Genomic DNA, 21732 nt, shown 5'->3' with positions numbered 1-21732 from the left:
CGAGAGCGGACTATGCCAGCTGAAGCGGGTTTCCACCACGCGCTTCAGGCACTGCGGCGCATCTCCCTGATGTTGGAACCTTCGCTTAGTCGGGCCGCTGCCTCGGCGGTGCGATCCAGAACCAGCATCGCTTGTGCGATCACCGCCGCAAGCGCCTCATCGCTCTTGGAAGCAGCCACGACTAGCGGCGCGCTCAAGCAAATTCTAAGGGCACTTGCCGGTACATCACCAAAATCGGCGCAGCGAACGGGCTGCCCGAGACGCACCGACGCAACCCCATCACCGTCGATGGCCAGCTCTTTGTAAACCGCAGCCATTTCCGTCGCAGTCAGCATCGCGCCATCCGTGCAATTGCGCAGGTAGAACGAGAAAATGGAGGGAATCTCGTCCCAGCGAAGAGCCGATGATGCACCCCACAGCTCACGCCTATCCAATGGCCGGCTCTGCAAAGGCTCGAAAGCCGGATCCTTCGCAAGACGATCAGAGACTGCCTCGGCAAAAGCGGACAAGACGGCGATCATACGATCTTCGGCTATGCCGACGAGGCGTTCGAGCTCGAACAGTGCGGCTTTCCAGCGCAGCAGCAGGCCGAGATTGGCACGCTCCGGCAAAAGGTCGCGAGCGGCCCAGTCTTCTGGCCACTCCGCCTTCCCGCAGTAATCCGCCAGAGCGGCGGGCAGCATACGTGACTTGAAGCGCGCCGACATTTGCGGCGGGCACAGAAGCGCGCCGCTGAAAATCGGCCCGGCAAGGAATTTCGAACCCGTGAGCGCGACCATGAAATCATGTGCGAGATAGGCGCGGATCGTCGCCGCCGACAGGCGAAACTGGCAGGCATCGATCATGATATCCAGCAACGTGCCGAAGCGCTCCTTTAGACGCAGAATGCTCTCGAGGCCCGGCGCCAGCAGGCTGGTCTTCGAGACATCCGTTACCACAAGCAGGCATCTAAGGCCGGCTGCGCGGGCAAGCTCGATAAGGCCGCGTAACTCCTCCTCCACCTCGCGCTCGGCGCGAAGGGAACCATCCTTGTTGCGCACAGCAATGGTGGCGTTGCGCGTTGCGTCGCCCGCCCGCAATTCCTCACCCTTGACGACGGTGCGCTCGCTGCTGACGCGGCTCATGAAATGCCGCCCGGCCGACGCCGTCATGACGCCGCTGCCCGTCTCGTTCCCCATCAGCGTGATGGTCATCAGGGCACACTCGTCCTCACCCGCCAACAGCGCGGCCAAAAAAAGATGGATGTCCGTACCCGATGTGGCCAGGATGGCATCGATCCGCGGTTGCGACGATCGGCTGAGGCCAAGCAAGCGCAGCAGATCGTCCCGCACGCGCCCGATTTCGCGTTCGTAGACCGCCGCCGTCGATCCCGATTCCATCTCCTGCCTCAGATCCGCGTAATAAGATTCGACCGCGACAAAAGCGGCGGCGGAGATGGTGGATGCCGTCGACGAGCCAAAAGCGAGATCTTCGGGCCGCGGCGCAGGGCCATAGCCATACATGTTGAGCCCGCTGACCGGATCGCAATCCAGCCGCTCGTCGCCGCCCGACACCAGGTATTTCAGAAGCGCGCCCCTCGCCCCGCCTCGCTGCTGCGACGACGCACCCGCGGTCATGTTCTCATCCAGGGCACGGTCGTCAGCAATTTGCTGCATGGAGAAGCATTCCTCTTTCGCCAAAGTCGAAACGCTTCGCAGGATCGCGCGGCGTTCTATGCCAAGCGGGAGCCCCTCGGCAACCGAACTTTATGCTTCGCAAGGTGGAGCGAAGCTGACCTGCCGAGACCGGCAACGCCCGGTGGCAAGCACAATAAAAAACTCGCGGCTCAAAGGGCCGCGAGCTCATTTCTACAAAAGGGAATTGTCGTATCAGCCGGCGGCTTCCAGCTTATCCTGCGTCTTCGTCTCGAAGTCGCTGGCATCGTGGCGCTCACGCAGCTGCTCGGACGGATCGCCCGACATGCGGTTGACCATGCGGCCGCGCTTGACGGCAGGACGCGCGTAGACCTGCTCGGCCCAGCGCTGCACGTTCTTGTAGTCCTGCACCTGCAGGAACTCGGCCGCGCCATACTGCCAGCCTTTGACCAAACCGCCGTACCACGGCCAAATGGCGATATCGGCGATCGTATAGTCGCTGCCGGCGATATATTCGCTTTCGGCCAGGCGACGATCGAGAACATCGAGCTGACGCTTCACCTCCATGGCGAAGCGATCGATCGCATATTCGATCTTCGTCGGCGCATAGGCGTAGAAATGACCGAAACCGCCGCCGAGATAGGGAGCGCTGCCCATCTGCCAGAACAGCCAGGAGATGCATTCGGCACGAGCCGGCTGCTCGGTCGACAGGAAGGCGCCGAATTTCTCGGCGAGATACATCAAAATCGAGGCCGATTCGAAAACGCGAACCGGCTTCGGGCCGCTGCGGTCGAGCAGGGCCGGGATCTTCGAGTTCGGATTGACGTCGACGAAACCGCTGCCGAATTGATCGCCCTCGCCGATCTTAATCAGCCAGGCATCATATTCAGCGCCGCTGTGACCGAGCGCCAGCAGCTCCTCGAGCATGATGGTGACCTTCACGCCGTTCGGCGTTCCAAGCGAATAGAGCTGAAGGGGATGGCGTCCTACCGGCAGTTCCTTCTCGTGAGTCGGGCCTGCGATCGGGCGATTGATATTGGCGAACTGGCCGCCATTGGCCTTGTTCCAGGTCCAGATTTTCGGCGGCGTATATTCGGCAGAACCGGTCATGGGCATCCTCCTTTTTCGGGAATCGAATTTGGGCGATCTTCGATGTAGCGCGCTACATAGGTCGCACATAGGGGCCGCTCTTCATTTTTGCGAGAGGAGAATGCGCACTCTTTAATGCGGAAGCGCTCCTGCCGCTTGGACTGAACCGCGTCGCCTCATTTCCAAGCTAAGCCATTCGCAATCGCTTGGAAATTTTATGAAACGAAAAAGCCTGCCGCGGGAGGAGGAGCGGCAGGCTTTTTACAAGAACCGAACAGCGGATGGGAGGAGGAGTTCCGCTATTCCTGCAGTCGTCCCTGGGAGGAGGATAAGGACGTCTGCCAAGCGAAGGGATGCGGGAGGAGATGCATCGCTTCGATAAGAAGAACATACCAGTCTTTTGCTCAGTTCATAGGCATTTCTTTGCAAGGCAGTTATGCGCTATGCGAAAACCGGGCAGCTAGGCCGATCGCAATCTTCAGGCGGCGCGGCGAAGAATGAGCGGGATGCCCATAAAGCAAAAGCGCCTGCTCGGAGGAACAGGCGCTGGCATAATGCAGCTTTTATAAGGAGCCGTTGCGGCCGTTAGCGAGCGATTGCTGCGCGGGCAACGTTGCGGATTTCGCCGCGATCGATACCCAGATCATGCAGTTCGCGCGTGGACATACGGCCCAGTTCGGCGACCGTCTGACGATACTTGCGCCAGTTATTGAAAGAGCGTGCTACGTTCATGATGATCCCCTTTCCTTGGGCTTTCGAAGCTGAGCTGCCGTGCTTGGCGCTCCCGTCGCTTCGATGAGAAATATATAGTCGAAATCCTCGACTTTTTGCAGAGCTAAGGAATCACTGCACCTATGCACATACTGCATATGTCGCCCGAAAAGCAGGCGGTCGTCATCCCGTCGGTCACGCCTGCCTTTGCGATTTGCTGATGACAGCGCCTCCTTTGTCTGCGAAAAGAAGAGAGATGAGAGACAGGGGCGTCCGCCATCCGGCGGGCTGAGAAGCACCCTTCGAACCTGAACCAGATCATGCTGGCGGAGGGAGTCGCTCGGGACCTCGCCAAACACTGCACGTCGTTCCCACGCGTCTCGCCCGCCCGAAAGAAGGGGCGATATGCAGAACCAAATCACAGCAGGCAATCAGCTTCGCACCATGCGGGCCAATCCTCCGCTGGTGCAATGCATCACCAATTTCGTCGCCATGAATATCGTGGCCAACGTGATGCTTGCCGCCGGGGCATCGCCGACAATGGTACATGCCGAAGAGGAAGCCGGCGAGTTTGCCGCTATCTCCGGCGCGCTGACGATCAATATCGGCACGCTCTCATCCGGCTGGCTTGCGGGCATGCTGAAGGCCGCGCAATCGGCAAACGAGGCGGACAAGCCCTGGGTCCTCGATCCCGTCGCCCATTATGCGACACAGTTTCGTCGCAAGGCGGTAGCCCAATTGCTGGAGCTGCGGCCGACAATCATTCGCGGCAACGCATCCGAGATCATCGCGCTTGCCGGCGGCACGAGCCGCGGCCAGGGCGTCGATAGCAGGGACGCCGTCGAACAAGCCGAAGATTCCGCCCGGCAATTGGCGGGAAAGCATGGCTGCGTCGTTGCAGTTACCGGCGTTACGGATTTCGTGACCGACGGGCGGAGGGCAAAGCGCATCGCCGGCGGTTCATCATTCATGCCGCAGGTGACGGCCCTCGGCTGCTCGCTGACCTGCCTCGTCGGCGCCTTTGCTGCAGCAACGCCGGATGATTCATTCGATGCGACCGTTGCGGCACTCGCGGTCTTCGCCGTCGCCGGCAAACAGGCGGGAGTGGCTGCAGACGGGCCAGGCTCCTTTTCCTGGCGCTTCCTCGATGCCCTCGCCGGCCTTACCCCGGAAGTGCTGGATCGCAATGCAGGGATATCGGTAGCATGAAGAAAGACTTCGATCTCTCGCTCTATCTCGTCCTCGATCCGCTGCTATGCCGTGATCTCGGCATGGTGGAGACAACGCGGGCGGCGGTGGCTGGTGGCGCCACCATCATCCAGCTTCGCGACAAGGAGGCTTCGACCACCGCCATGATCGAGACTGGTCGTGCGCTCAAGCGGATCCTGCACGGAACGAATATCCGGCTGATCGTCAACGACGATGTCGAGGCTGCCATCGCCATCGGCGCGGACGGCCTTCACATCGGCCAGGAAGATATGAATGCCGCCGACGCCCGCCGCACGATCGGGCCGGACATGATCCTCGGCCTCTCAGTGGAAACGGAAGCACTTGCCTCCTCGATAGATGTCCGCGTCGTCGACTATGCCGGGATCGGCCCGGTCTTTGCCACGCCCACCAAGCCCGACCACAAGCAACCGATCGGCTTCGACGGGCTTGCCCGCATCATCAGGCTTTGCCCAGTTCCATCCGTCGCGATCGGCGGCCTGAAAGCGGAGCATGCCGCGAGCGTTTACTCGACCGGCGCCGATGGTCTCGCAGTCGTCTCGGCCATATGCGGCCAACCGGACCCGCAAGCCGCGACAACCATCATCGCGAAAGCCATCAAGGAGGCTCGCCAATGATCCGCAATGTCTTATCCATCGCTGGCTCCGATCCCTCCGGCGGCGCTGGCATTCAGGCCGACCTAAAGGCTTTCTCCGCCCGCGGCGTTTATGGAATGGCGGCTCTGACCGCCTTGACCGCGCAGAACACGCAAGGCGTCTCCGGCGTCCATCCCGTGCCCCCTCATTTCGTGGCAGACCAGATCAATGCGATCTTTGCCGACGTCCGTGTGGATGCCGTCAAGATCGGCATGATCGCCAGTGCCGCCATTGCCACTGCCGTCGCGGACATTCTGGCGCGACATCGCGATGCGCCCGTCGTCCTCGACCCGGTCATGATCGCCAAGGGTGGCGCAGCTCTGCTGACTGCCGATGCCGTTGACGTGCTGACCACGCGGCTGCTGCCGCTTGCGACCGTCATTACACCGAACCTGCCCGAGGCGGCTGCGCTGTTGCATGACGTGGAGGCGAAAAGCCGCGAAGACATGGCGCGCCAGGCGCTTGCGCTGGCAGCGCTCGGGCCTTCAGCGGTCCTCGTCAAGGGTGGTCATCTCGAAGGGGATGAAAGCCCGGATGTGCTCGCGAGCGGCGATCATGTGACCTGGTTCGAAGCCGAGCGGCTGCCTACCAAGAATACGCACGGAACAGGCTGCACGCTCTCCAGCGCTATCGCGGCCGAGATCGCGAAGGGCCTGTCGCTCCCCGAAGCTGTCGCCGTCGGCAAGGCCTATCTCGCCGCCGCGGTTGCTGCCGCGGGTCAGCTTTCCGTCGGAAGCGGTCACGGGCCTGTGCAGCATTTCCATGCGCTCTGGCCAAACAGACAAGGAGCAGAGAAATGAGCCTGTCACTCAAAGATCAGATTGTCATCGTTTCCGGTGCGGGACGCGGCCTCGGTGCTGCCATAGCAACGGCCTTCGCGCAGGAAGGTGCGAAAGTGGCGGTCAACTATCGCGCCAGCCGCGAAAGCGCAGAAGTGCTCGCAGCAAAGCTCGGCGATCATGCGAAGGCCTTTCAAGCCGATGTTCGCGACCTCGAAGACACCAGGCGGCTTGTCTTCGAGGTGACCGAGCATTTCGGACCGCCGACGACCATCGTCCACAATGCGCTGGCTGATTTCAGCTTCAACGGTGACGCGCGTTCCAAGCTGGATGCCTTGAGCTGGGCCGAGATGGCCAGGCAGCTGGAAACCGCGCTGCAAGGCGCCTTGAACCTGATACAGGAGGCGCAGCCGGCGATGGCGCAGGCAGGCTTTGGGCGGATCGTGACGATCGGCACCAATCTTTTCCAGAACCCTGTGGTGCCCTATCATAATTATACCGCCGCCAAGGCGGCATTGCTGTCGCTGACCCGCACCGCTGCCGCCGAACTCGGCCCGCTGGGGATCACCGTCAACATGGTGTCCGGCGGCCTTCTGCGTACAACGGATGCCAGCAGCGCCACACCAGAAGCCGTGTTTGACATCATTGCCGCAAATACGCCGCTGCGCCGCGTCACCACGCCCGAGGAGGCTGCCGACGCTGTTCTTTTCTTTGCAAGCCCCTGGGCACGGGCCGTTACAGGACAGAACCTGATCGTCGATGGCGGTCTCGTCTTCGGATAATAGCTCCGCAACGAAAAGGCGCTGCCCTAGAGAGCAGCGCCATCTTTTAAGCTTCGCAGCACGCTGAAGTTAGTTTGCTCAGGCCCAGCCCACGGTCAGCACGCCAAAGAGAATGACGGCGCCGAGCACGATACGGTAGATGACGAAAGGCCAGGTCGAAAAGCGCTCGAGAAAACGCATCAGTCCCCAGATGGTGATGAAGGAGGATATGCTGCCAACGATCAGCCCGACGAGCAGAACCGACCAGGCTTCCATCGGAATATGCGCCTTATGGAGCTCATACAGTTCCTTCAATCCGGCGAGCGCAATGGCGGGCAAGCCGAGCAGGAAGGAAAACCGCGCCGCTTCCTCGCGCTTCAATCCGAGGAAGAGCGCGCCGGTCAGCGTTGAACCCGAGCGAGAGACGCCGGGAACGAGCGCGCCGACTTGGGTGATGCCGACGAAAAGGGCATCGATCAGTGTCATCTGCTCGATGTCTTTCCGATGGCGGCTATAGAGTTCCGCAATCGCCAGCAGCAGGCCCATGACCAGACAGGCGATACCGATCACCCAGAGGCTGCGGAATGACGTGCCACAGGCATTCAGGGAGGATGACAGCAGCAGGCCGGCGATCACGATCGGTACGGTGGCAATCACGATGGCAATCGCAAGCCGTATGGCGGGCGAACGCCAGTCCCTTTGCCTGATCGCATCAAGCGACCCGAAGGTGACATAGCGAACGTCGCTCCAGAAATAGGAGACGATCGCGGCAAGTGCTGCAAGCTGCATCGTAGCGGAGAAGGCAGAACCGGGGTCCTGCCAGCCAAGCAAGGCCGGCACCAGGCGCATATGGGCCGTGGACGAGACCGGCAGCAATTCGGTCAATCCCTGCACGACGCCCAGAATTGCGATCTTGGCATAGCCCAGGGCGACAAAGCCCGTGTCCACGCCTTGCGTACAAACATCAGCCACGTTTTGATATCCTCAGTTGTTCATGGGGGCTTTGCACCGGAGCGGTGCGACGAACTAGCTGTGAAACTGGTTCCCGGTTTGAAATTGGCAACACCTGGTCAAGGCGTCGCCGATTTCGCATCGGGACAGGGCGAGGATATAGCCGCGCAGGCTGAACTCTATCTGAAATTGCCGGCTCGAATTTCGGAGTTTGGCGTATTTCTAGCCTTCGTCATCCGGCAAGGACTGCATGTAGCGGATCATGGTGTAGAAGCCGGCAAGCAGGACGATAGCGCCTGCCGCATGATGCAAATCGTGCAGCATCGTGTGATGATGCCTGAGTAGAAGGCAGCCCAGATTGTAAAGGGTTATGGCGACGGCCGTCATGATCGAAGCCAGGAAAAACGCCATGTTTCGCTGAAGGAAATGGATCATCACGCACACCTCTTTTGTGTGCCACAGATTTCATAAGGATTGGGGAGGAATTACGACAAAGGCGCGTGGGCACAGCGCCGTCGCAGGGCGAATACCGACAGGTTCACTTCGTATAGAGCGCGCGCGATCTTTCCAGATGCTTGAGCATTGCCTGCTCGGCGCCATCGGCATCGTTTTCAGCCAGGCGCGCAAGGATTTCCTCATGTTCGACCAGCGTGAACTTTTCCTTGCCCGTCCAGATCAGCATGTCGGTATGATAGGCTTTCAGCCATGCGAGCATCGCTTCGCTGACAGCGGCGAAGATCGGATTGCCGGAAATCTGGGCGATGCGCGTGTGGAACTGCATATCGGCAGAAATGAAGTCCTCGGCATGACCGAGGGATGCGCGCTGCCGCTCGATGATCTCATTGAGATCGGCGACATCCTTCTTGCTCGCGCGTTGGGCTGCTTCGCGTGCCATGCCGCGCTCGAAGAAGATGCGCGCGCTCTTCAGCTGTTCGAGCGAGTCGGAGGATTGCGACAACATGATCTTTGCGGTGAGGTCTACCTGCCGGAAGATCGACTTCGCCGTCAACTGAAGCACTTTGGCGCGTTCGCCGTGGGAAATGTTGACCAGCCCCATATTGGCAAGTGCCTGCATGGCTTCGCGGATCGCCGGGCGCCCGACACCGAAGCGCTCCATGAGAACGCGCTCGGACGGCATCTCATCGCCAGGCTTGAGCTCTCCCGACGTGATCAACCGCTCCAGTCGGTCGAATACTTCATCGGATAGCTTTCGACGTACAATTTGTTCGACTGGCTGGCTCATGGAATCCCGCTTTCCCAAAGCTTTTCCTCCCTTATGCATTTTTGGCCGCCATGGCGGAAGCCCATACGAGTCGCCTTATCGGCAACCGGACAAAAAAAATCGTTGCAGAAGTTGGAATACTCATTATACCAGATCACCAGTTTGCGCCACGCGAAAAATCGTCGGCGAGAGGAGCATTCATCCACTCATGACCATCACCATCACCTACCGCATCGAAACATCAGGCAGCATCGAGGCGATGGCTCGCAAGATCGCCAGCGATCAGTCGACAGGCACCTTCGTCGCTGTGCCGGGCGAGACGGAAGAGCTCAAGGCGCGTGTGGCCGCGCGTGTCCTAGCGATCCGCTCCCTTGCCGACGCCGAGCGCCCGACCTGGCCGGAGCTAGCCGAGGACCATGGCCCGATTCATCGCGCCGATGTCGATATCGCCTTTCCGCTGGATGCGATCGGCACCGATCTTGCGGCGCTGATGACGATCGCGATCGGCGGCGTCTTCTCGATCAAGGGCATGACCGGCATCCGCATCGTCGACATGAAGCTGCCGGAGGCCTTTCGCGATGCACATCCCGGGCCGCAATTCGGTGTTGCCGGCAGCTTGCGCCTGACCGGCGTCAGCGGCCGCCCGATCATCGGCACGATCGTCAAGCCGGCGCTCGGCCTTCGGCCAAAGGAAACAGCCGCGCTTGTCGGCGAGCTGATCGGCTCGGGCGTCGATTTCATCAAGGATGACGAGAAGCTCATGAGCCCGACCTATTCGCCGCTGAAAGAGCGCGTCGAAGCCATCATGCCGTTGATCCTCGATCACGAGCAGAAGACGGGCAAGAAGGTGATGTATGCCTTCGGCATCTCGCATGCCGATCCCGATGAGATGATGCGCAACCACGATCTCGTGCTGAAGGCGGGCGGTAATTGCGCTGTTGTCAATATCAACTCCATCGGCTTCGGCGGCATGAGCTTCCTGCGCAAGCGCTCCGGCCTCGTCATGCATGCGCATCGCAATGGCTGGGATATCCTGACCCGCCACCCCGGCGCCGGCATGGATTTCAAAGTCTACCAGCAGTTCTGGCGCCTGCTCGGTGTCGACCAGTTCCAGATCAACGGCATCAGGGTCAAATATTGGGAACCAGACGACAGTTTCGTCGAATCCTTCAAGGCGATCCGCACGCCGCTCTTCGATCCCACAGACTGTCCGCTTCCTGTTGCCGGTTCCGGTCAATGGGGCGGCCAGGCGCCGGAAACCTACCAACGTACCGGCCGGACGACGGACCTCCTCTATCTCTGCGGCGGCGGCATTGTCAGCCATCCCTTCGGACCAGCTGCGGGCGTTCGCGCCATCCAACAGGCCTGGCAGGCGGCAGTTTCGGACATCCCGCTTGAACAATATGCCAAGGATCATCCCGAGCTTGCCGCTTCGATCGCAAAATTCAGTGACGGCAAGGACGCCTGACAGCGATGTCCAATCTTCTTCTCAGCTATTACGGCGATGATTTTACCGGCTCCACCGACGTCATGGAGGCGCTTGCCTCGAACGGCGTGCCGACGGCTCTCTTCCTCGGCGTTCCGAGCAAAGCCATGCTGGAGCGGTTCAAGGATTGCCGCGCCATCGGCATTGCCGGCACCAGCCGAAGCGAAACGCCGCAATGGATGGATGAGCATCTGACATCCGCATTCGAATGGTTGAAGGGCCTCGATGCCGCCATATGCCATTACAAGGTCTGCTCGACCTTTGATTCCAGCCCTAAGATCGGCAGCATCGGCAAGGCGATCGAGATCGGCAAGGCGCTCTTTGCGCAGTCCGTCGTGCCGGTCGTGGTCGGTGCGCCGCAGCTCAAGCGCTACACCGCTTTCGGCCATCTGTTCGCGGCCTATCAAGACAAAGTCTTCCGGATCGACCGACATCCTGTCATGAGCCGGCATCCCGTCACGCCGATGGATGAGGCCGACCTGGCCTTGCATCTGAGCAGGCAGACGTCCCTCCCTGTCAGCCTCGCCGATCTCATCACAGTCCGGGCCGCCGACGCCGATACGCGGATCGATGCGTTGACGGGTAACAACGGGGGTATCGTGCTGCTTGACGTCGATAGTGCGGAAACGCAGGCCGCCGCAGGACATCAGCTATGGCGTCTTGCAGGCAAGAGTAACGCCTTCGTCGCGGGCTCATCCGGTGTCGAATATGCCCTTCTCGATGCCTGGCGCAACGAAGGTCTGATCGGAGAAAAGCCGGAATTCGCTCCTCCCGGCAAGGTCGATCGCCTCGCGGTCGTTTCCGGCAGCGTATCGCCGACCACCGAACGGCAAATTCGCCGTGCCGTAGCCGATGGTTTTGACGGCCTCGATCTCGACCCCTTGTCGCTTGTCGGCGAGAGCGCCGAGCGTGCTCTGGACGCCGCGGTCACCGCGGGCGTGGCCAGCCTCAAGGCCGGACGCAGCGTCATTCTTCATACGGCTCTCGGCCCATCCGCCGACCGCGGCGGCGATATCGATCGCCTTCCCGGCGCTCGCCATCGCCTCGGGCAAGCTCTCGGCACGATCCTGCGACGGTTGATTGAGCAGCAAAATCTCGGTCGCGCCGTCATTGCCGGCGGCGACACGTCGAGCCACGCACTCAAAGAATTGCGCGTCGAGGCACTCAGGACGCTCTTGCCATTGCCGCAGACGCCGGGCTCGCCGCTTTGCACCGCGCATGGCAGCTACGCGCCCACCAACGGCCTACAGATCGCGCTGAAGGGCGGGCAGGTCGGGACCGACGATTACTTCGCACAGATCCGCGATGGCAGGGGATCATAGCTGCGCCATTCTTCGGCATGATGTTGGCATGCTCATTGACTCATCATACCACTTGCGATACCACACATTGAAAGTGAACGAGGTACTAACATGACTGCAATTGCTCTTTTCGGCGCCGGCGGCAAAATGGGCTACCGGCTCGCCAAGAACCTGAAAGGCTCGCGCTTCGATGTGCGCCATGTCGAGGTCAGCGACGCCGGCAGGGCCCGCCTGAAGAATGACCTTTCCATTGATTGCGTCCCCGTCGATACGGCGCTGGATGGCGCAGAGGTCGTGATCCTCGCAGTACCGGATACCGCGATCGGCAAGGTTGCCGCCGGCATCGTCGACAAGCTGAAGCCCGGCACGATGGTCGTCGCGCTCGACGCCGCCGCCCCCTTTGCAGGCCATCTGCCGCAGCGCGAAGACCTCACCTATTTCGTCACCCATCCCTGCCATCCGCCGATCTTCAACGACGAGACCGACATGCAGGCCAAGAAGGATCACTTCGGCGGCCTCTTCGCCAAGCAGCATATCGTTTCGGCGCTGATGCAGGGACCGGAAAGCGCCTATGCCCTCGGCGAGGAAATCGCCAAGGTCATCTGGGCGCCCGTCATGCGTTCGCACCGCGTCACCGTCGAGCAGATGGCGATGCTGGAGCCGGGCCTTTCTGAAACGGTCTGCGCCTCGCTGCTCGTCGTCATGCGCCAGGCCATGGATGAATGTGTCGCCCGCGGCGTTCCGGCGGAAGCCGCCCGCGACTTCCTGCTCGGCCATATGAACGTGCTTGGCGCCGTCATCTTCAAGGAAGTCGACGGCGTATTCTCCGATGCCTGCAACAAGGCGATCGAATTCGGCATCCCTGCCCTCATGCGCGACGACTGGAAGAAGGTTTTCGAGCCGCAGGAAATCGCAGAAAGCATCCGTCGCATCACCTGATCGACGTCCCCGGGAGGGCGATGCCCTCCCCTTGCTGCCCTGCCGGGAACAGGGCCTGTTTCATAACTGGGAGGAGACCATGAAACTGACACGCAGACTGACACTTGCAGCCTTTACCGCCGCACTGGCGCTGGGCACGGCGATGCCGGCCTTTGCGGCCGACCTGATAGCCATCATCACGCCGGCTTTCGACAATCCATTCTTCAAGGCAGAGGCCGTCGGCGCCGAAGCCAAGGCGAAGGAACTGGGCTACGACACGCTCGTCATGACGCATGACGACGATGCCAACAAGCAATCGGAAGTCATCGATACAGCGATCGGGCGCGGCGCCAAGGCTATCATCCTCGACAATGCCGGTGCGGACGCAACCGTCGCTGCCCTGAAGAAGGCCAAGGATGCGGGCATCCCTTCCTTCCTCATCGACCGCGAAATCAACGTCACCGGCATTGCCGTCGCCCAGATCGTTTCCAACAATTACCAGGGCGCCCAGCTCGGCGCGCAGGAATTCGTCAAGCTGATGGGCGAGAAGGGCAATTATGCCGAACTCGTCGGCCGCGAAGCCGATACCAATGCCGGCATCCGCTCGCAGGGCTACCACGACGTCATCGACGACTATCCGGACCTGAAGCTGGTCGCCAAGCAGTCGGCGAACTGGAGCCAGACTGAGGCCTATGCCAAGATGGAAACCATCCTTCAGGCAAACCCTGACATCAAGGGCGTGATTTCGGGCAACGACACCATGGCGATGGGTGCGATTGCCGCACTGCAGGCCGCCGGCCGCAAGGACGTGATCGTCGTCGGCTTCGATGGCTCGAACGACGTGCGCGACTCGATCAAGGCAGGCGGTATCAAGGCGACGGTCATGCAGCCGGCTTACGCGCAGGCCCAGAAGGCGGTCGAACAGGCCGACGCCTATATCAAAAACAAGACGGCGCCGAAGGATGAGAAGCAATTGATGGATTGCGTCCTCATTAATGCCGACAACGCCGACAAGCTTGAGACCTTCGCACTGAAGAACTGATGGCGGACCACTAGGTAGGAGGGCGCGGAAAAACCGCGCTCTCCGAATGTCTTTCCTGCGAGATCGAGGTGCATTGCATGTTGAAGACCAGAGGCGCGCTCGTGGCCCTTGTTTTGGCCGCGGCATTGCCCGGCTGCAAGATTATCAAGACACCGACGCCCGAAGAGAAAGCTGCGGCGGCAGCAAAGAGTGCCTTCGATCCCGCGACAAAGGTCGATGCCATCTGGCAATCTCAGGTACAGCCGGGTATCGAGAAGCGCGCGGGCGACCTCAAGACGGTGTTGCAGGCCATAGCCGCTAATCCGGACGATGCCGGCGCGAAATACGGAAACCCGCGAAAACAGGCTTCATCGCCCTGGACTTACGCCGTCAAGCTGAGCGGCAAGATCGTGGCTGCCGATACCGCCTCTCGCGCCGGAAGCCTCGATGTCGATGTGGATGGCGACGGCAAGGCGGATGCGAAGGTGCAGATCGGCCCGGCGATCCGCGGCACGGCGCTGCGCGACGCGCTGGATTTCCTGGACTTCAACGAATTCAGGAACCAGATCGAATGGGCTCAGTTCGGCAAGGCCTTCAATGAAAAGGCAAACTCGTCCTTTCTGGCAGCTCTGCCCCGGAACGGGCTGACCGGAAAGACGGTCACCGTGACGGGTGCGTTTCCGCTGCCCCCTTCCGGTCAGCTGCCTTTGATCACCCCTTCGGCCCTGACATTGGGGCAATGACCATGAGCGAAACCCCAAGCAACGACATCATCCTGCGCCTGGAGGACGTTTCCAAGGTCTATTCCGGCATCGTTGCCATCAAGCACGCCAACCTCGAGCTGCACCGCGGGGCGGTCAACGTGCTCGTCGGCGAAAACGGCGCCGGCAAATCTACCCTGATGAAGATCATCGCCGGCGTCGAACGGCCGACTTCGGGGCGCATCCTGCTTGAGGGCGAGGAAGTCTCCTTCGCGAGCCCGGCCGACGCGCAGGCTCGCGGAATCGGCATGATCTTCCAGGAGCTCAATCTCTTTGCCAACATGACGGTGGCCGAAAATATCTTCGCCACGCGTGAAATCACCCGAGGCATTTTCGGTATCGATCACAAGGCGCAAATCGCAAGGGCCAACGAGTTTCTCGACCGGCTCGATGCCGGCATAGGCGCCGAGACCATGGTGGAGGACCTGCCGATCGGGCAGCAGCAGCTCGTCGAGATCGCCAAGGCCATCTCACTCGATGCCCGCATTCTGATCATGGATGAGCCGACATCGGCGCTATCTGCGGCGGAAGTCGACATTTTGTTCAAGGTCATTGCGGAGCTGAAGGCTCAAGGCGTGGCGATCGTCTATATCTCGCACCGGCTGGAGGAGCTGATGCGGATCGGTGATTACATCACCGTGCTGCGCGACGGGCAGATTACCGGCCAGGCCATGGTTCGCGATATCGATACGAAATGGATCGTCCGGTCGATGATCGGATCGGATGCCAAGGATTTCGCCAGGGACGGAGGCCATGCGATCGGCAAAGAAGCCTTCCGCGCCGAGGAGATCAGCCTGCCGAGACGTACGGGCGGCCTTGCCGTCGATCATGTCTCGTTGCAGGTGCGCGCCGGCGAAATCCTCGGCATCTACGGCCTGATGGGTGCCGGACGCAGCGAATTCTTCGAATGCGTGATGGGCCGGCATATGCATTCGACCGGGCGGATCTATATCGATGGGATCGAGGTTCGCGCCCGCGACACCACCCGGCGCATCCGGCACGGCCTCGCGCTGATCCCGGAGGACCGTCAGCGCGAAGGACTGGTGCAGGTCTTGTCCATCGCCAGCAATTTGACGCTTGCGAGCCTCGGCCGTTTCGCCCGGCTGTTTTTTCATATCGATCCGGGTGCCGAAAAGAACGCCATTCGCGACATGATCCGCGATCTTTCGATCAAGGCGCCCAATCCTGATTTCGAGGTCACCTCCATGTCAGGCGGCAACCAGCAGAAAGTCGTTATCGGCAAGGCTCTGATGACCGACCCGAAGGTGCTTTTGATGGACGAGCCGAGCCGCGGTATCGATGTCGGCGCCAAGGCGGATGTCTTTCGCACTATGCGCAGGCTCGCCGGCAAGGGCCTGGCAATCTTGTTTTCAACATCGGACCTTGAAGAGGTCATGGCACTTTCGGACCGCATCGTAGTGCTCAGCAACGGCAAGCTCGTGGCCGTTCTCGATCGAAGCGAAGCGACGGAAGAGGCCATCATCGCGGCATCCGCCAAGGGACACGGACATACAGGGAAACTCGCGTCATGACCGCAGATACGTCCTCCGCCTTTGCGACCAATCGTTCGAACGGCTCCATTCTCCTGACGCTGATGAAGCTCAGGACCTTCATCGCGCTGTTTGCCGTCGTTATCTTCTTTGCGATCTTTGCACCGAACTTCACCTCGACCGCCAACATCATCCTGATGTCGAAGCATGTCGCGCTCAACGCCTTTCTCGCCATGGGCATGACCTTCGTGATCGTCACCGGCGGCATCGACCTTTCGGTCGGTTCGATCGTCGGCCTTTGCGGCATGGTCGCCGGCGGCCTCATCCTGAATGGTGTCGAACTGCCGATCGGCTACACCGTCTACTTCAATATCTATGAGATCATTCTCATCACGCTGGCTGTGGGTCTGCTGATCGGGCTCATCAACGGCCTGCTCATCACCAAGCTCAACGTCGCGCCCTTCATTGCCACGCTTGGAACGCTCTATATCGCCCGCGGCCTGGCGCTTCTGTCTTCCGACGGTCAGACCTTCCCGAACCTCGTGGGCCGGCCGGAATATGATACGACGGGCTTCGACGTCTTCGGCGCCGGCCGTATGCTTGGTCTGCCCGTTTCCATCTGGATCCTGATCGTGCTGGCGCTACTCGCCGCCTATATCGCCCGCTCGACGCCGATCGGCCGGCATATCTTCGCCGTCGGCGGAAACGAGCGCGCGGCGCGCATGTCCGGCATCCGCGTCGATGTGGTCAAGATCTTCGTCTATATGTTCTCGGGCCTCTGCGCCGCTATCGTCGGCATCGTCATATCGTCGGAGCTAATGGCGGCACATCCGGCGACCGGCGAGAGCTTCGAGCTGAACGCGATCGCGGCGGCAGTGCTCGGCGGCACTTCCATGTCTGGCGGCCGCGGCACCATAGGCGGCACGATCATCGGTGCCTTCGTCATCGGCATCCTTTCGGATGGCCTCGTGATGATGGGCGTCTCATCCTTCTGGCAGATGGTGATCAAGGGATGTGTCATCATCATCGCTGTCGTCGTGGATCAGGCGCAGCGGCGTCTCCAGCAGCGCGTAACTCTCATGCAAATGGCAAAGGCAGGCTGAAATGGCAGAACTCAAGGGCGCATTGATCGGTTGCGGCTTCTTCGCGATCAATCAGATGCATGCGTGGCACGACGTCGAAGGCGCCAGCATCGTCGCGATCTGCGACCGCGACCCGGAGCGGCTGAAGCTCGTCGGCGACCAGTTCGGCATCGAGCGTCGCTACACGGACGCGGCCGCCATGTTCGCCGATGGTGGCTTCGATTTCGTCGACATCGCAACGACGGTGGCGAGCCATCGGGCCTTGGTGGAGATGGCGGCCTCTCACAAAATCCCGGCGATCTGCCAGAAGCCTTTCGCAAAGACCTTGAGCGACGCCAAGGCGATGGTCGAGGCCTGTGCGCGAGCCGGCGTACCGCTAATGGTGCATGAGAACTTCCGGTGGCAAACGCCTATTCAGGCCGTCAAGACGGTCCTGCAATCGGGCGCGATCGGCGAGCCCTTCTGGGGGCGTTTCTCCTTCCGCTCCGGCTACGATGTGTTTTCGGGCCAGCCTTACTTGGCCGAAGGCGAACGGTTCATCATTGAGGATCTCGGTATCCACACGCTCGACATCGCCCGCTTCATCCTCGGCGACGTTTCTTCACTGACGGCCCGCACCAGGCGGGTCAATCCGAAGATCAAGGGCGAGGATGTCGCCACCATCCTGCTCGACCATGAAAGCGGGGCGACCTCGATCGTCGATGTCAGCTACGCCTCCAAGCTTGCGACGGAACCGTTCCCCGAGACCCTGATCGAACTCGACGGCACGAAGGGTAGCATTCGGCTGTCGCAGGGGTATCGTCTCGAGATCAGCGGCCCCGATGGCGTGACCATATCCGATGCGTCACCCCAGCTTCTGTCCTGGGCCTCACGCCCCTGGCACAATATTCAGGAGAGCGTCCTGGCGATCCAGCAGCATTGGACCGACCGCCTTGCCAGTGGTGGCGAAACCTCCACGTCAGGCGCGGACAATCTCAAGACGCTGGCGCTTGTCGAGGCCGCCTATGAGAGTGCAGCGAGCGGGCACCTGATCGATATCGGAGCGATGCTGCAATGAAGACCGAGAGCGATCCGTTCCAGCTTTACGGCACGCGCGAGCTCGAAGCGCCGCCGGTGCGGCTGACGGCGGGCAGACTGACCGCCGACTTCAAAGACGGCAATCTCCGGTCCATCCGCTATGATGGCGTCGAGGTTTTGCGGGCCGTTTCCTATCTGATCCGCGATCGCGACTGGGCCACTTATCCGCCCGATATTGACGATCTGCGGATCGAGCAGCGTCACGATGGTTTTTTCGTCAGCTATCTAGCGCGCTGTGCCGGCCCAGAGAACACCGAACTGACAATCGACGTGCGGATAACGGCTCAAGTCGATGAAGCCCTGATCTTCGAAGCGACGGCACTCTCGACGACTGGCTTTGAAACCAACCGCTGCGGCTTCTGCATCCTGCACCCGATCGTCGGCGTTGCCGGCACGTCAGTATCGGTCGAGCATGTCGACGGCAGCCGAGAAAACACACATTTTCCTGATCTCATCGAACCCTGGCAACCCTTCAAGGAGATGCGGGCGGTTACGCATGGCGTAACGTCGAACGTCACGGCCGAGTGCCGTATGGAGGGGGATACCTTCGAGATGGAAGACCAGCGCAACTGGTCCGACGCCTCCTACAAGACCTATGTTCGCCCGCTTGCCCTGCCCTGGCCCTATCGCATTCCGGCCGGCGAGCCGATGCGGCAACGTATCGTTCTTTCAATAGGTGACATGCGGCGTGCGACCGCCGCGCCGGCAATGGTCGCCGATCGGCGCCCGATCGAGTTGAGCTTGGGAGAAACATCCGGCATCATGCCTGCGATAGGGCTCGTCATCACCCCCCAAGAAGCCGAAGCAACGCTCGCTGCTCGTGATCGGCTTGCCGAAATCGCGCCGCAGGAATTGCTCTTCCATTTCGACCCTGACGCCGGCCATGGCATTGATGTTCTCAAATCCTTTACGGCCATCGCAGCGCTTCACACCGGACGATCGACTCTCGAAATCGCATTGCCCTGTCGGAAGGCTCCGCTTGCCGAAACACAGCAGATCGCGACCCTGATGCACGACGCCGGCTTCAAACCCGATGCAATCATGATCTCGCCTTCAGTCGACCGGCAATCGACGCCGCCGGGCAGCAAATGGCCCGAATGCCCGCCTCTCGAGGAGGTCTACGCCGCCGCGCATGCCGCCTTTCCCGATGTGCGCATTGGCGGCGGCATGCTGAGCTATTTTACCGAACTCAATCGCAAACGAGTGCCCGCCGGCACTCTCGATTTCATTACACATTGCACCAATCCCATCGTGCATGCAGCCGACGATCTCAGCGTCATGCAGACACTGGAAGCACTGCCATTCATCACGCGTTCCGTACGCGCCATCTATGGCGACAAGCCTTACCGTATCGGCCCGTCGACCATACCGATGCGGCAGAACCCCTATGGCAGCCGGACGATGGACAATCCCCACGGCGGTCGTATCGCAATGGCCAACACCGATCCGCGGCACAATGCCCGTTTTGGCGAAGCCTTTGCGCTCGGCTATGCCGTCCGCGTCCTCGATGCCGGACTGGAATGCCTGACGCTTTCGGCACTGACCGGGCCTTTCGGCCTGATCGCCGGCGAAAAGGAGCCATCGACGCCGGGAACCACGCGACCGCTTTTTAACGTCGTCTCCACACTGTCTCGCCTCGCCGGCAGCCAGTGGCAGGAGTGCCTGTCGTCCGATCAGACCTCCGTGCTCGCCTTCATCACGGTGAAGGCTGGAGCGGCTCGACAACTCCATCTGGTCAACATCACACCCGCCTCGCAACAGATCCAGCTGGGAAGGTTCCGCCTGCTGGAGCAGCCTGGAAATACGAGGCTCACGCTTGATGCCTATAGCACCGCTTCCGCGACTTTGATGGATTGACCTTCATTCGCAGACGCGCAAGTTAGTCCCAACAATCACAATGATTTGGGAGTCTCGGCGTGAAGACGAAGAAATTGATCAACGAGGGTGCCGCCGCCGTCGATGAGATGCTGGCCGGTATTTTGGCGGCTCATCCGCGCCATCTCCGCGCCATTGAAGGATCGCCCCGCTCGATCGTGGCAAATCATGGGCCGCGAGCCGGCAAGGTCGGTCTGGTGATCGGAGGCGGGTCCGGGCATGAGCCAACATTTCTCGGCTTCGTCGGCAAGGGGCTGGCCGATGCCGCCGCCATCGGCAATGTCTTCGCATCGCCACCGCCCGATCCGATCATCGAATGCGCTAAGGCCGCCAGCGGCGGCGCCGGCGTGCTGTTCATGTACGGCAACTATGCCGGCGACGTCATGAATTTCGACATGGCGGCGGAGATGCTGGCCATGGACGATATCGAAGTGCGTACCGTGCTGACGACGGACGATATCGCTTCCGCGCCGGTCGATCAGAAGGATCGCCGCCGCGGTGTTGCCGGCAACGTTTTCATCTTCAAGGCCGCTGGTGCCGCCTGCGATCTGATGTACGGTTTCGACGATGTGGAACGGGTGGCGCGCTGGGCGAATGAGCGCACCTACACGATGGGTGTGGCGCTTTCGCCCTGCTCGCTGCCACAGACACGCAAGCCGAATTTCGAGATCGGCGCGGACGAGATGGAAATCGGCATGGGCATCCATGGCGAGCCCGGCGTCGCACGCGGGCCGATGCGGTCTGCGGACGAGGTGTCGAGCGAACTCGTCGGCAAGATTCTCGATGAGATGAAGCCAGCGCCGGGTGACCGGGTTGCCGTGCTCGTCAACTCCTTGGGCTCCACACCGCTGATGGAACTCTACATCATGATGCGCAAGGTCAAGGCCATGCTCGACGATGCAGGCGTCGTCGTTCACTTGTCGCTGGTCGGCAATTACTGCACGTCGCTTGAAATGGCTGGAGCCTCCATCACACTCATGCATCTCGATGACGAATTGCAGCGACTGATCGATCACCCCTGTGATTGCGCCATGTTCCGCTCCGGCGAGGTTTTGTAATGGCAACGATTACAACGGAGGATCTGAAATCGCTTTTCGTGCGGATCGCCGAAGCGATGGCCCGCGAGAGGGATCGTCTCTGCGAACTGGACGGCGTGATCGGCGACGCTGACCACGGCATCGCCATGGAGCTTGGCTTTACTGCCGCAGCCAAAGCAGTTTCGGAGCTGGATTCATCGACATCCGAACCGACGTTAGTCTTCAACACGGCGGCGAAGTCCTTCCTAAACGCCGTGGGCGCCTCGTCCGGACCACTCTATGCGACGGCACTCATGCGCGCAGGCGCGGTCGCCAAGGGAAAGGCGTCGTTGGGCGACGACGATATGGCCGAGATATTCGCAGCCTTTGCCAAAGGTATTCAGGATCGGGGCAAGGCAGAGGTCGGTGAAAAGACCATGGTCGATGCCTGGGCACCCGCCGCCGCGGCCTGCCGCGCGGCCAGAGATCGAGGACTTTCATTTGCCGATTGTTTCGCTGCCGCCCTTAAAGCCGGTGAAGCGGGTGCAGAAGCCACCAAAGATATGATCGCCGCGAAAGGCCGGTCGTCGCGCCTCGGCGATCGAGCCTTGGGACACATGGACCCCGGCGCGGCGTCGGCCGTTGTCATCATGGCCTGCTTTCACGATCACTTCATGTGATACCGCTGATAAGCTC

21 protein-coding genes and 1 riboswitch are annotated in these 21732 nt (G+C 60.8%); of the genes, 15 read left to right on the top strand and 6 right to left on the bottom strand.

Annotated features, from left to right (window positions below; genetic code table 11):
• Nucleotides 1-44: 44 nt before the first annotated feature.
• The 3 genes from PH558_RS08865 to PH558_RS08855 all read right to left on the bottom strand — a co-directional run bounded on the left by PH558_RS08865 (nucleotide 45) and on the right by PH558_RS08855 (nucleotide 3455).
• Nucleotides 45-1655, bottom strand: coding sequence for a hypothetical protein (locus PH558_RS08865; RefSeq protein ID WP_285203632.1), 1611 nt, complete (start codon nucleotides 1653-1655; stop codon nucleotides 45-47).
• A 213-nt stretch (nucleotides 1656-1868) separates the two neighbouring features.
• Nucleotides 1869-2744, bottom strand: coding sequence for a glutathione-dependent disulfide-bond oxidoreductase (gene yghU, locus PH558_RS08860; protein ID WP_285203629.1), 876 nt, complete (start codon nucleotides 2742-2744; stop codon nucleotides 1869-1871).
• Between the two features lie 564 nt (nucleotides 2745-3308).
• Nucleotides 3309-3455, bottom strand: a complete 147-nt coding sequence (locus tag PH558_RS08855; RefSeq protein ID WP_015342994.1) for a DUF1127 domain-containing protein — start codon at nucleotides 3453-3455, stop codon at nucleotides 3309-3311.
• A 234-nt stretch (nucleotides 3456-3689) separates the two neighbouring features.
• A riboswitch (TPP riboswitch) is annotated at nucleotides 3690-3786 on the top strand.
• 53 nt (nucleotides 3787-3839) lie between these two features.
• Here PH558_RS08855 and thiM point away from each other — a divergent pair.
• The 4 genes from thiM to PH558_RS08835 are packed head-to-tail and all read left to right on the top strand — an operon-like array spanning nucleotide 3840 to nucleotide 6857.
• Nucleotides 3840-4643, top strand: coding sequence for a hydroxyethylthiazole kinase (thiM, locus tag PH558_RS08850; protein ID WP_285203626.1), 804 nt, complete (start codon nucleotides 3840-3842; stop codon nucleotides 4641-4643).
• Nucleotides 4640-5278, top strand: coding sequence for a thiamine phosphate synthase (gene thiE, locus PH558_RS08845; protein ID WP_285203623.1), 639 nt, complete (start codon nucleotides 4640-4642; stop codon nucleotides 5276-5278). Before thiM ends, thiE begins: the two co-directional genes overlap by 4 nt.
• A complete protein-coding gene (thiD, locus tag PH558_RS08840) occupies nucleotides 5275-6096 on the top strand; it encodes a bifunctional hydroxymethylpyrimidine kinase/phosphomethylpyrimidine kinase (RefSeq protein ID WP_285203621.1) in 822 nt (273 codons plus the stop codon). The genes thiE and thiD overlap by 4 nt, the downstream gene beginning before the upstream one ends.
• Complete coding sequence (locus PH558_RS08835; protein WP_285203619.1) at nucleotides 6093-6857, top strand: 3-oxoacyl-ACP reductase; 765 nt, start codon at nucleotides 6093-6095, stop codon at nucleotides 6855-6857. The genes thiD and PH558_RS08835 overlap by 4 nt, the downstream gene beginning before the upstream one ends.
• A 78-nt stretch (nucleotides 6858-6935) precedes the next feature.
• Here PH558_RS08835 and PH558_RS08830 read toward each other — a convergent pair whose 3' ends face one another.
• From PH558_RS08830 to PH558_RS08820, 3 genes are all read right to left on the bottom strand, one after another.
• Complete coding sequence (locus PH558_RS08830) at nucleotides 6936-7808, bottom strand: undecaprenyl-diphosphate phosphatase (protein WP_285203618.1); 873 nt, start codon at nucleotides 7806-7808, stop codon at nucleotides 6936-6938.
• A 201-nt stretch (nucleotides 7809-8009) separates the two neighbouring features.
• Nucleotides 8010-8222, bottom strand: coding sequence for a hypothetical protein (locus PH558_RS08825; protein ID WP_113407728.1), 213 nt, complete (start codon nucleotides 8220-8222; stop codon nucleotides 8010-8012).
• Nucleotides 8223-8325: 103 nt separating this feature from the next.
• Entirely contained in the window at nucleotides 8326-9030 is a 705-nt protein-coding gene (locus PH558_RS08820; RefSeq protein WP_069615499.1) for a transcriptional regulator NanR, read from the bottom strand.
• 187 nt (nucleotides 9031-9217) lie between these two features.
• On the opposite strand from PH558_RS08820, the gene oiaX reads away from it, so the two are divergent.
• The 11 genes from oiaX to dhaL all read left to right on the top strand — a co-directional run bounded on the left by oiaX (nucleotide 9218) and on the right by dhaL (nucleotide 21716).
• Nucleotides 9218-10477, top strand: coding sequence for a 3-oxo-isoapionate-4-phosphate decarboxylase OiaX (oiaX, locus tag PH558_RS08815; RefSeq protein ID WP_285203614.1), 1260 nt, complete (start codon nucleotides 9218-9220; stop codon nucleotides 10475-10477).
• Between the two features lie 5 nt (nucleotides 10478-10482).
• Nucleotides 10483-11817: a four-carbon acid sugar kinase family protein gene (locus tag PH558_RS08810; protein ID WP_285203613.1), complete on the top strand. Its 1335-nt coding sequence runs from the start codon at nucleotides 10483-10485 to the stop codon at nucleotides 11815-11817.
• A gap of 90 nt (nucleotides 11818-11907) precedes the next feature.
• Entirely contained in the window at nucleotides 11908-12735 is an 828-nt protein-coding gene (locus tag PH558_RS08805) for a phosphogluconate dehydrogenase C-terminal domain-containing protein (protein ID WP_285203611.1), read from the top strand.
• Between the two features lie 79 nt (nucleotides 12736-12814).
• Nucleotides 12815-13756, top strand: coding sequence for a D-ribose ABC transporter substrate-binding protein (locus tag PH558_RS08800; protein ID WP_113351124.1), 942 nt, complete (start codon nucleotides 12815-12817; stop codon nucleotides 13754-13756).
• A gap of 77 nt (nucleotides 13757-13833) precedes the next feature.
• Nucleotides 13834-14478 (top strand): DUF2291 family protein, encoded by a 645-nt coding sequence (locus tag PH558_RS08795; protein WP_285203609.1) that lies wholly within the window; start codon nucleotides 13834-13836, stop codon nucleotides 14476-14478.
• Nucleotides 14475-16028, top strand: a complete 1554-nt coding sequence (locus PH558_RS08790) for a sugar ABC transporter ATP-binding protein (protein WP_285203608.1) — start codon at nucleotides 14475-14477, stop codon at nucleotides 16026-16028. The genes PH558_RS08795 and PH558_RS08790 overlap by 4 nt, the downstream gene beginning before the upstream one ends.
• The gene (locus PH558_RS08785; RefSeq protein WP_285203606.1) at nucleotides 16025-17089 is read left to right on the top strand and encodes an ABC transporter permease; all 1065 of its coding nucleotides are present in this window, start codon (nucleotides 16025-16027) and stop codon (nucleotides 17087-17089) included. Before PH558_RS08790 ends, PH558_RS08785 begins: the two co-directional genes overlap by 4 nt.
• A 1-nt stretch (nucleotide 17090) precedes the next feature.
• On the top strand, nucleotides 17091-18125 hold the full coding sequence (locus PH558_RS08780) for a Gfo/Idh/MocA family protein (RefSeq protein ID WP_285203600.1): 1035 nt from the start codon (nucleotides 17091-17093) through the stop codon (nucleotides 18123-18125).
• A complete protein-coding gene (gene apnL, locus PH558_RS08775) occupies nucleotides 18122-20002 on the top strand; it encodes a D-apionate lactonase (protein WP_285203598.1) in 1881 nt (626 codons plus the stop codon). The genes PH558_RS08780 and apnL overlap by 4 nt, the downstream gene beginning before the upstream one ends.
• A 59-nt stretch (nucleotides 20003-20061) precedes the next feature.
• The gene (locus PH558_RS08770) at nucleotides 20062-21078 is read left to right on the top strand and encodes a dihydroxyacetone kinase subunit DhaK (protein WP_095436543.1); all 1017 of its coding nucleotides are present in this window, start codon (nucleotides 20062-20064) and stop codon (nucleotides 21076-21078) included.
• Entirely contained in the window at nucleotides 21078-21716 is a 639-nt protein-coding gene (dhaL, locus tag PH558_RS08765; protein WP_285203594.1) for a dihydroxyacetone kinase subunit DhaL, read from the top strand. The genes PH558_RS08770 and dhaL overlap by 1 nt, the downstream gene beginning before the upstream one ends.
• The last annotated feature ends 16 nt before the right edge of the window (nucleotides 21717-21732 follow it).

This window comes from Rhizobium pantanalense, from assembly GCF_030182525.1.
Lineage (GTDB): Bacteria > Pseudomonadota > Alphaproteobacteria > Rhizobiales > Rhizobiaceae > Rhizobium.
Note: the sequence above shows the minus strand (reverse complement) of the source record. Positions and strands in the feature narration are given on the sequence as shown.

Coding starts and splice junctions, on each gene's coding strand:
- PH558_RS08835 (WP_285203619.1), top strand. CDS start 6,093: ATGAGCCTGTCACTCAAAGATCAGATTGTCATCGTTTCCGGTGCGGGA.
- PH558_RS08825 (WP_113407728.1), bottom strand. CDS start 8,222: ATGATCCATTTCCTTCAGCGAAACATGGCGTTTTTCCTGGCTTCGATC.
- PH558_RS08865 (WP_285203632.1), bottom strand. CDS start 1,655: ATGCAGCAAATTGCTGACGACCGTGCCCTGGATGAGAACATGACCGCG.
- thiE (WP_285203623.1), top strand. CDS start 4,640: ATGAAGAAAGACTTCGATCTCTCGCTCTATCTCGTCCTCGATCCGCTG.
- PH558_RS08790 (WP_285203608.1), top strand. CDS start 14,475: ATGACCATGAGCGAAACCCCAAGCAACGACATCATCCTGCGCCTGGAG.
- PH558_RS08800 (WP_113351124.1), top strand. CDS start 12,815: ATGAAACTGACACGCAGACTGACACTTGCAGCCTTTACCGCCGCACTG.
- yghU (WP_285203629.1), bottom strand. CDS start 2,744: ATGACCGGTTCTGCCGAATATACGCCGCCGAAAATCTGGACCTGGAAC.
- thiM (WP_285203626.1), top strand. CDS start 3,840: ATGCAGAACCAAATCACAGCAGGCAATCAGCTTCGCACCATGCGGGCC.
- PH558_RS08785 (WP_285203606.1), top strand. CDS start 16,025: ATGACCGCAGATACGTCCTCCGCCTTTGCGACCAATCGTTCGAACGGC.
- oiaX (WP_285203614.1), top strand. CDS start 9,218: ATGACCATCACCATCACCTACCGCATCGAAACATCAGGCAGCATCGAG.
- PH558_RS08820 (WP_069615499.1), bottom strand. CDS start 9,030: ATGAGCCAGCCAGTCGAACAAATTGTACGTCGAAAGCTATCCGATGAA.
- PH558_RS08855 (WP_015342994.1), bottom strand. CDS start 3,455: ATGAACGTAGCACGCTCTTTCAATAACTGGCGCAAGTATCGTCAGACG.
- apnL (WP_285203598.1), top strand. CDS start 18,122: ATGAAGACCGAGAGCGATCCGTTCCAGCTTTACGGCACGCGCGAGCTC.
- PH558_RS08795 (WP_285203609.1), top strand. CDS start 13,834: ATGTTGAAGACCAGAGGCGCGCTCGTGGCCCTTGTTTTGGCCGCGGCA.
- PH558_RS08810 (WP_285203613.1), top strand. CDS start 10,483: ATGTCCAATCTTCTTCTCAGCTATTACGGCGATGATTTTACCGGCTCC.
- thiD (WP_285203621.1), top strand. CDS start 5,275: ATGATCCGCAATGTCTTATCCATCGCTGGCTCCGATCCCTCCGGCGGC.
- dhaL (WP_285203594.1), top strand. CDS start 21,078: ATGGCAACGATTACAACGGAGGATCTGAAATCGCTTTTCGTGCGGATC.
- PH558_RS08780 (WP_285203600.1), top strand. CDS start 17,091: ATGGCAGAACTCAAGGGCGCATTGATCGGTTGCGGCTTCTTCGCGATC.
- PH558_RS08805 (WP_285203611.1), top strand. CDS start 11,908: ATGACTGCAATTGCTCTTTTCGGCGCCGGCGGCAAAATGGGCTACCGG.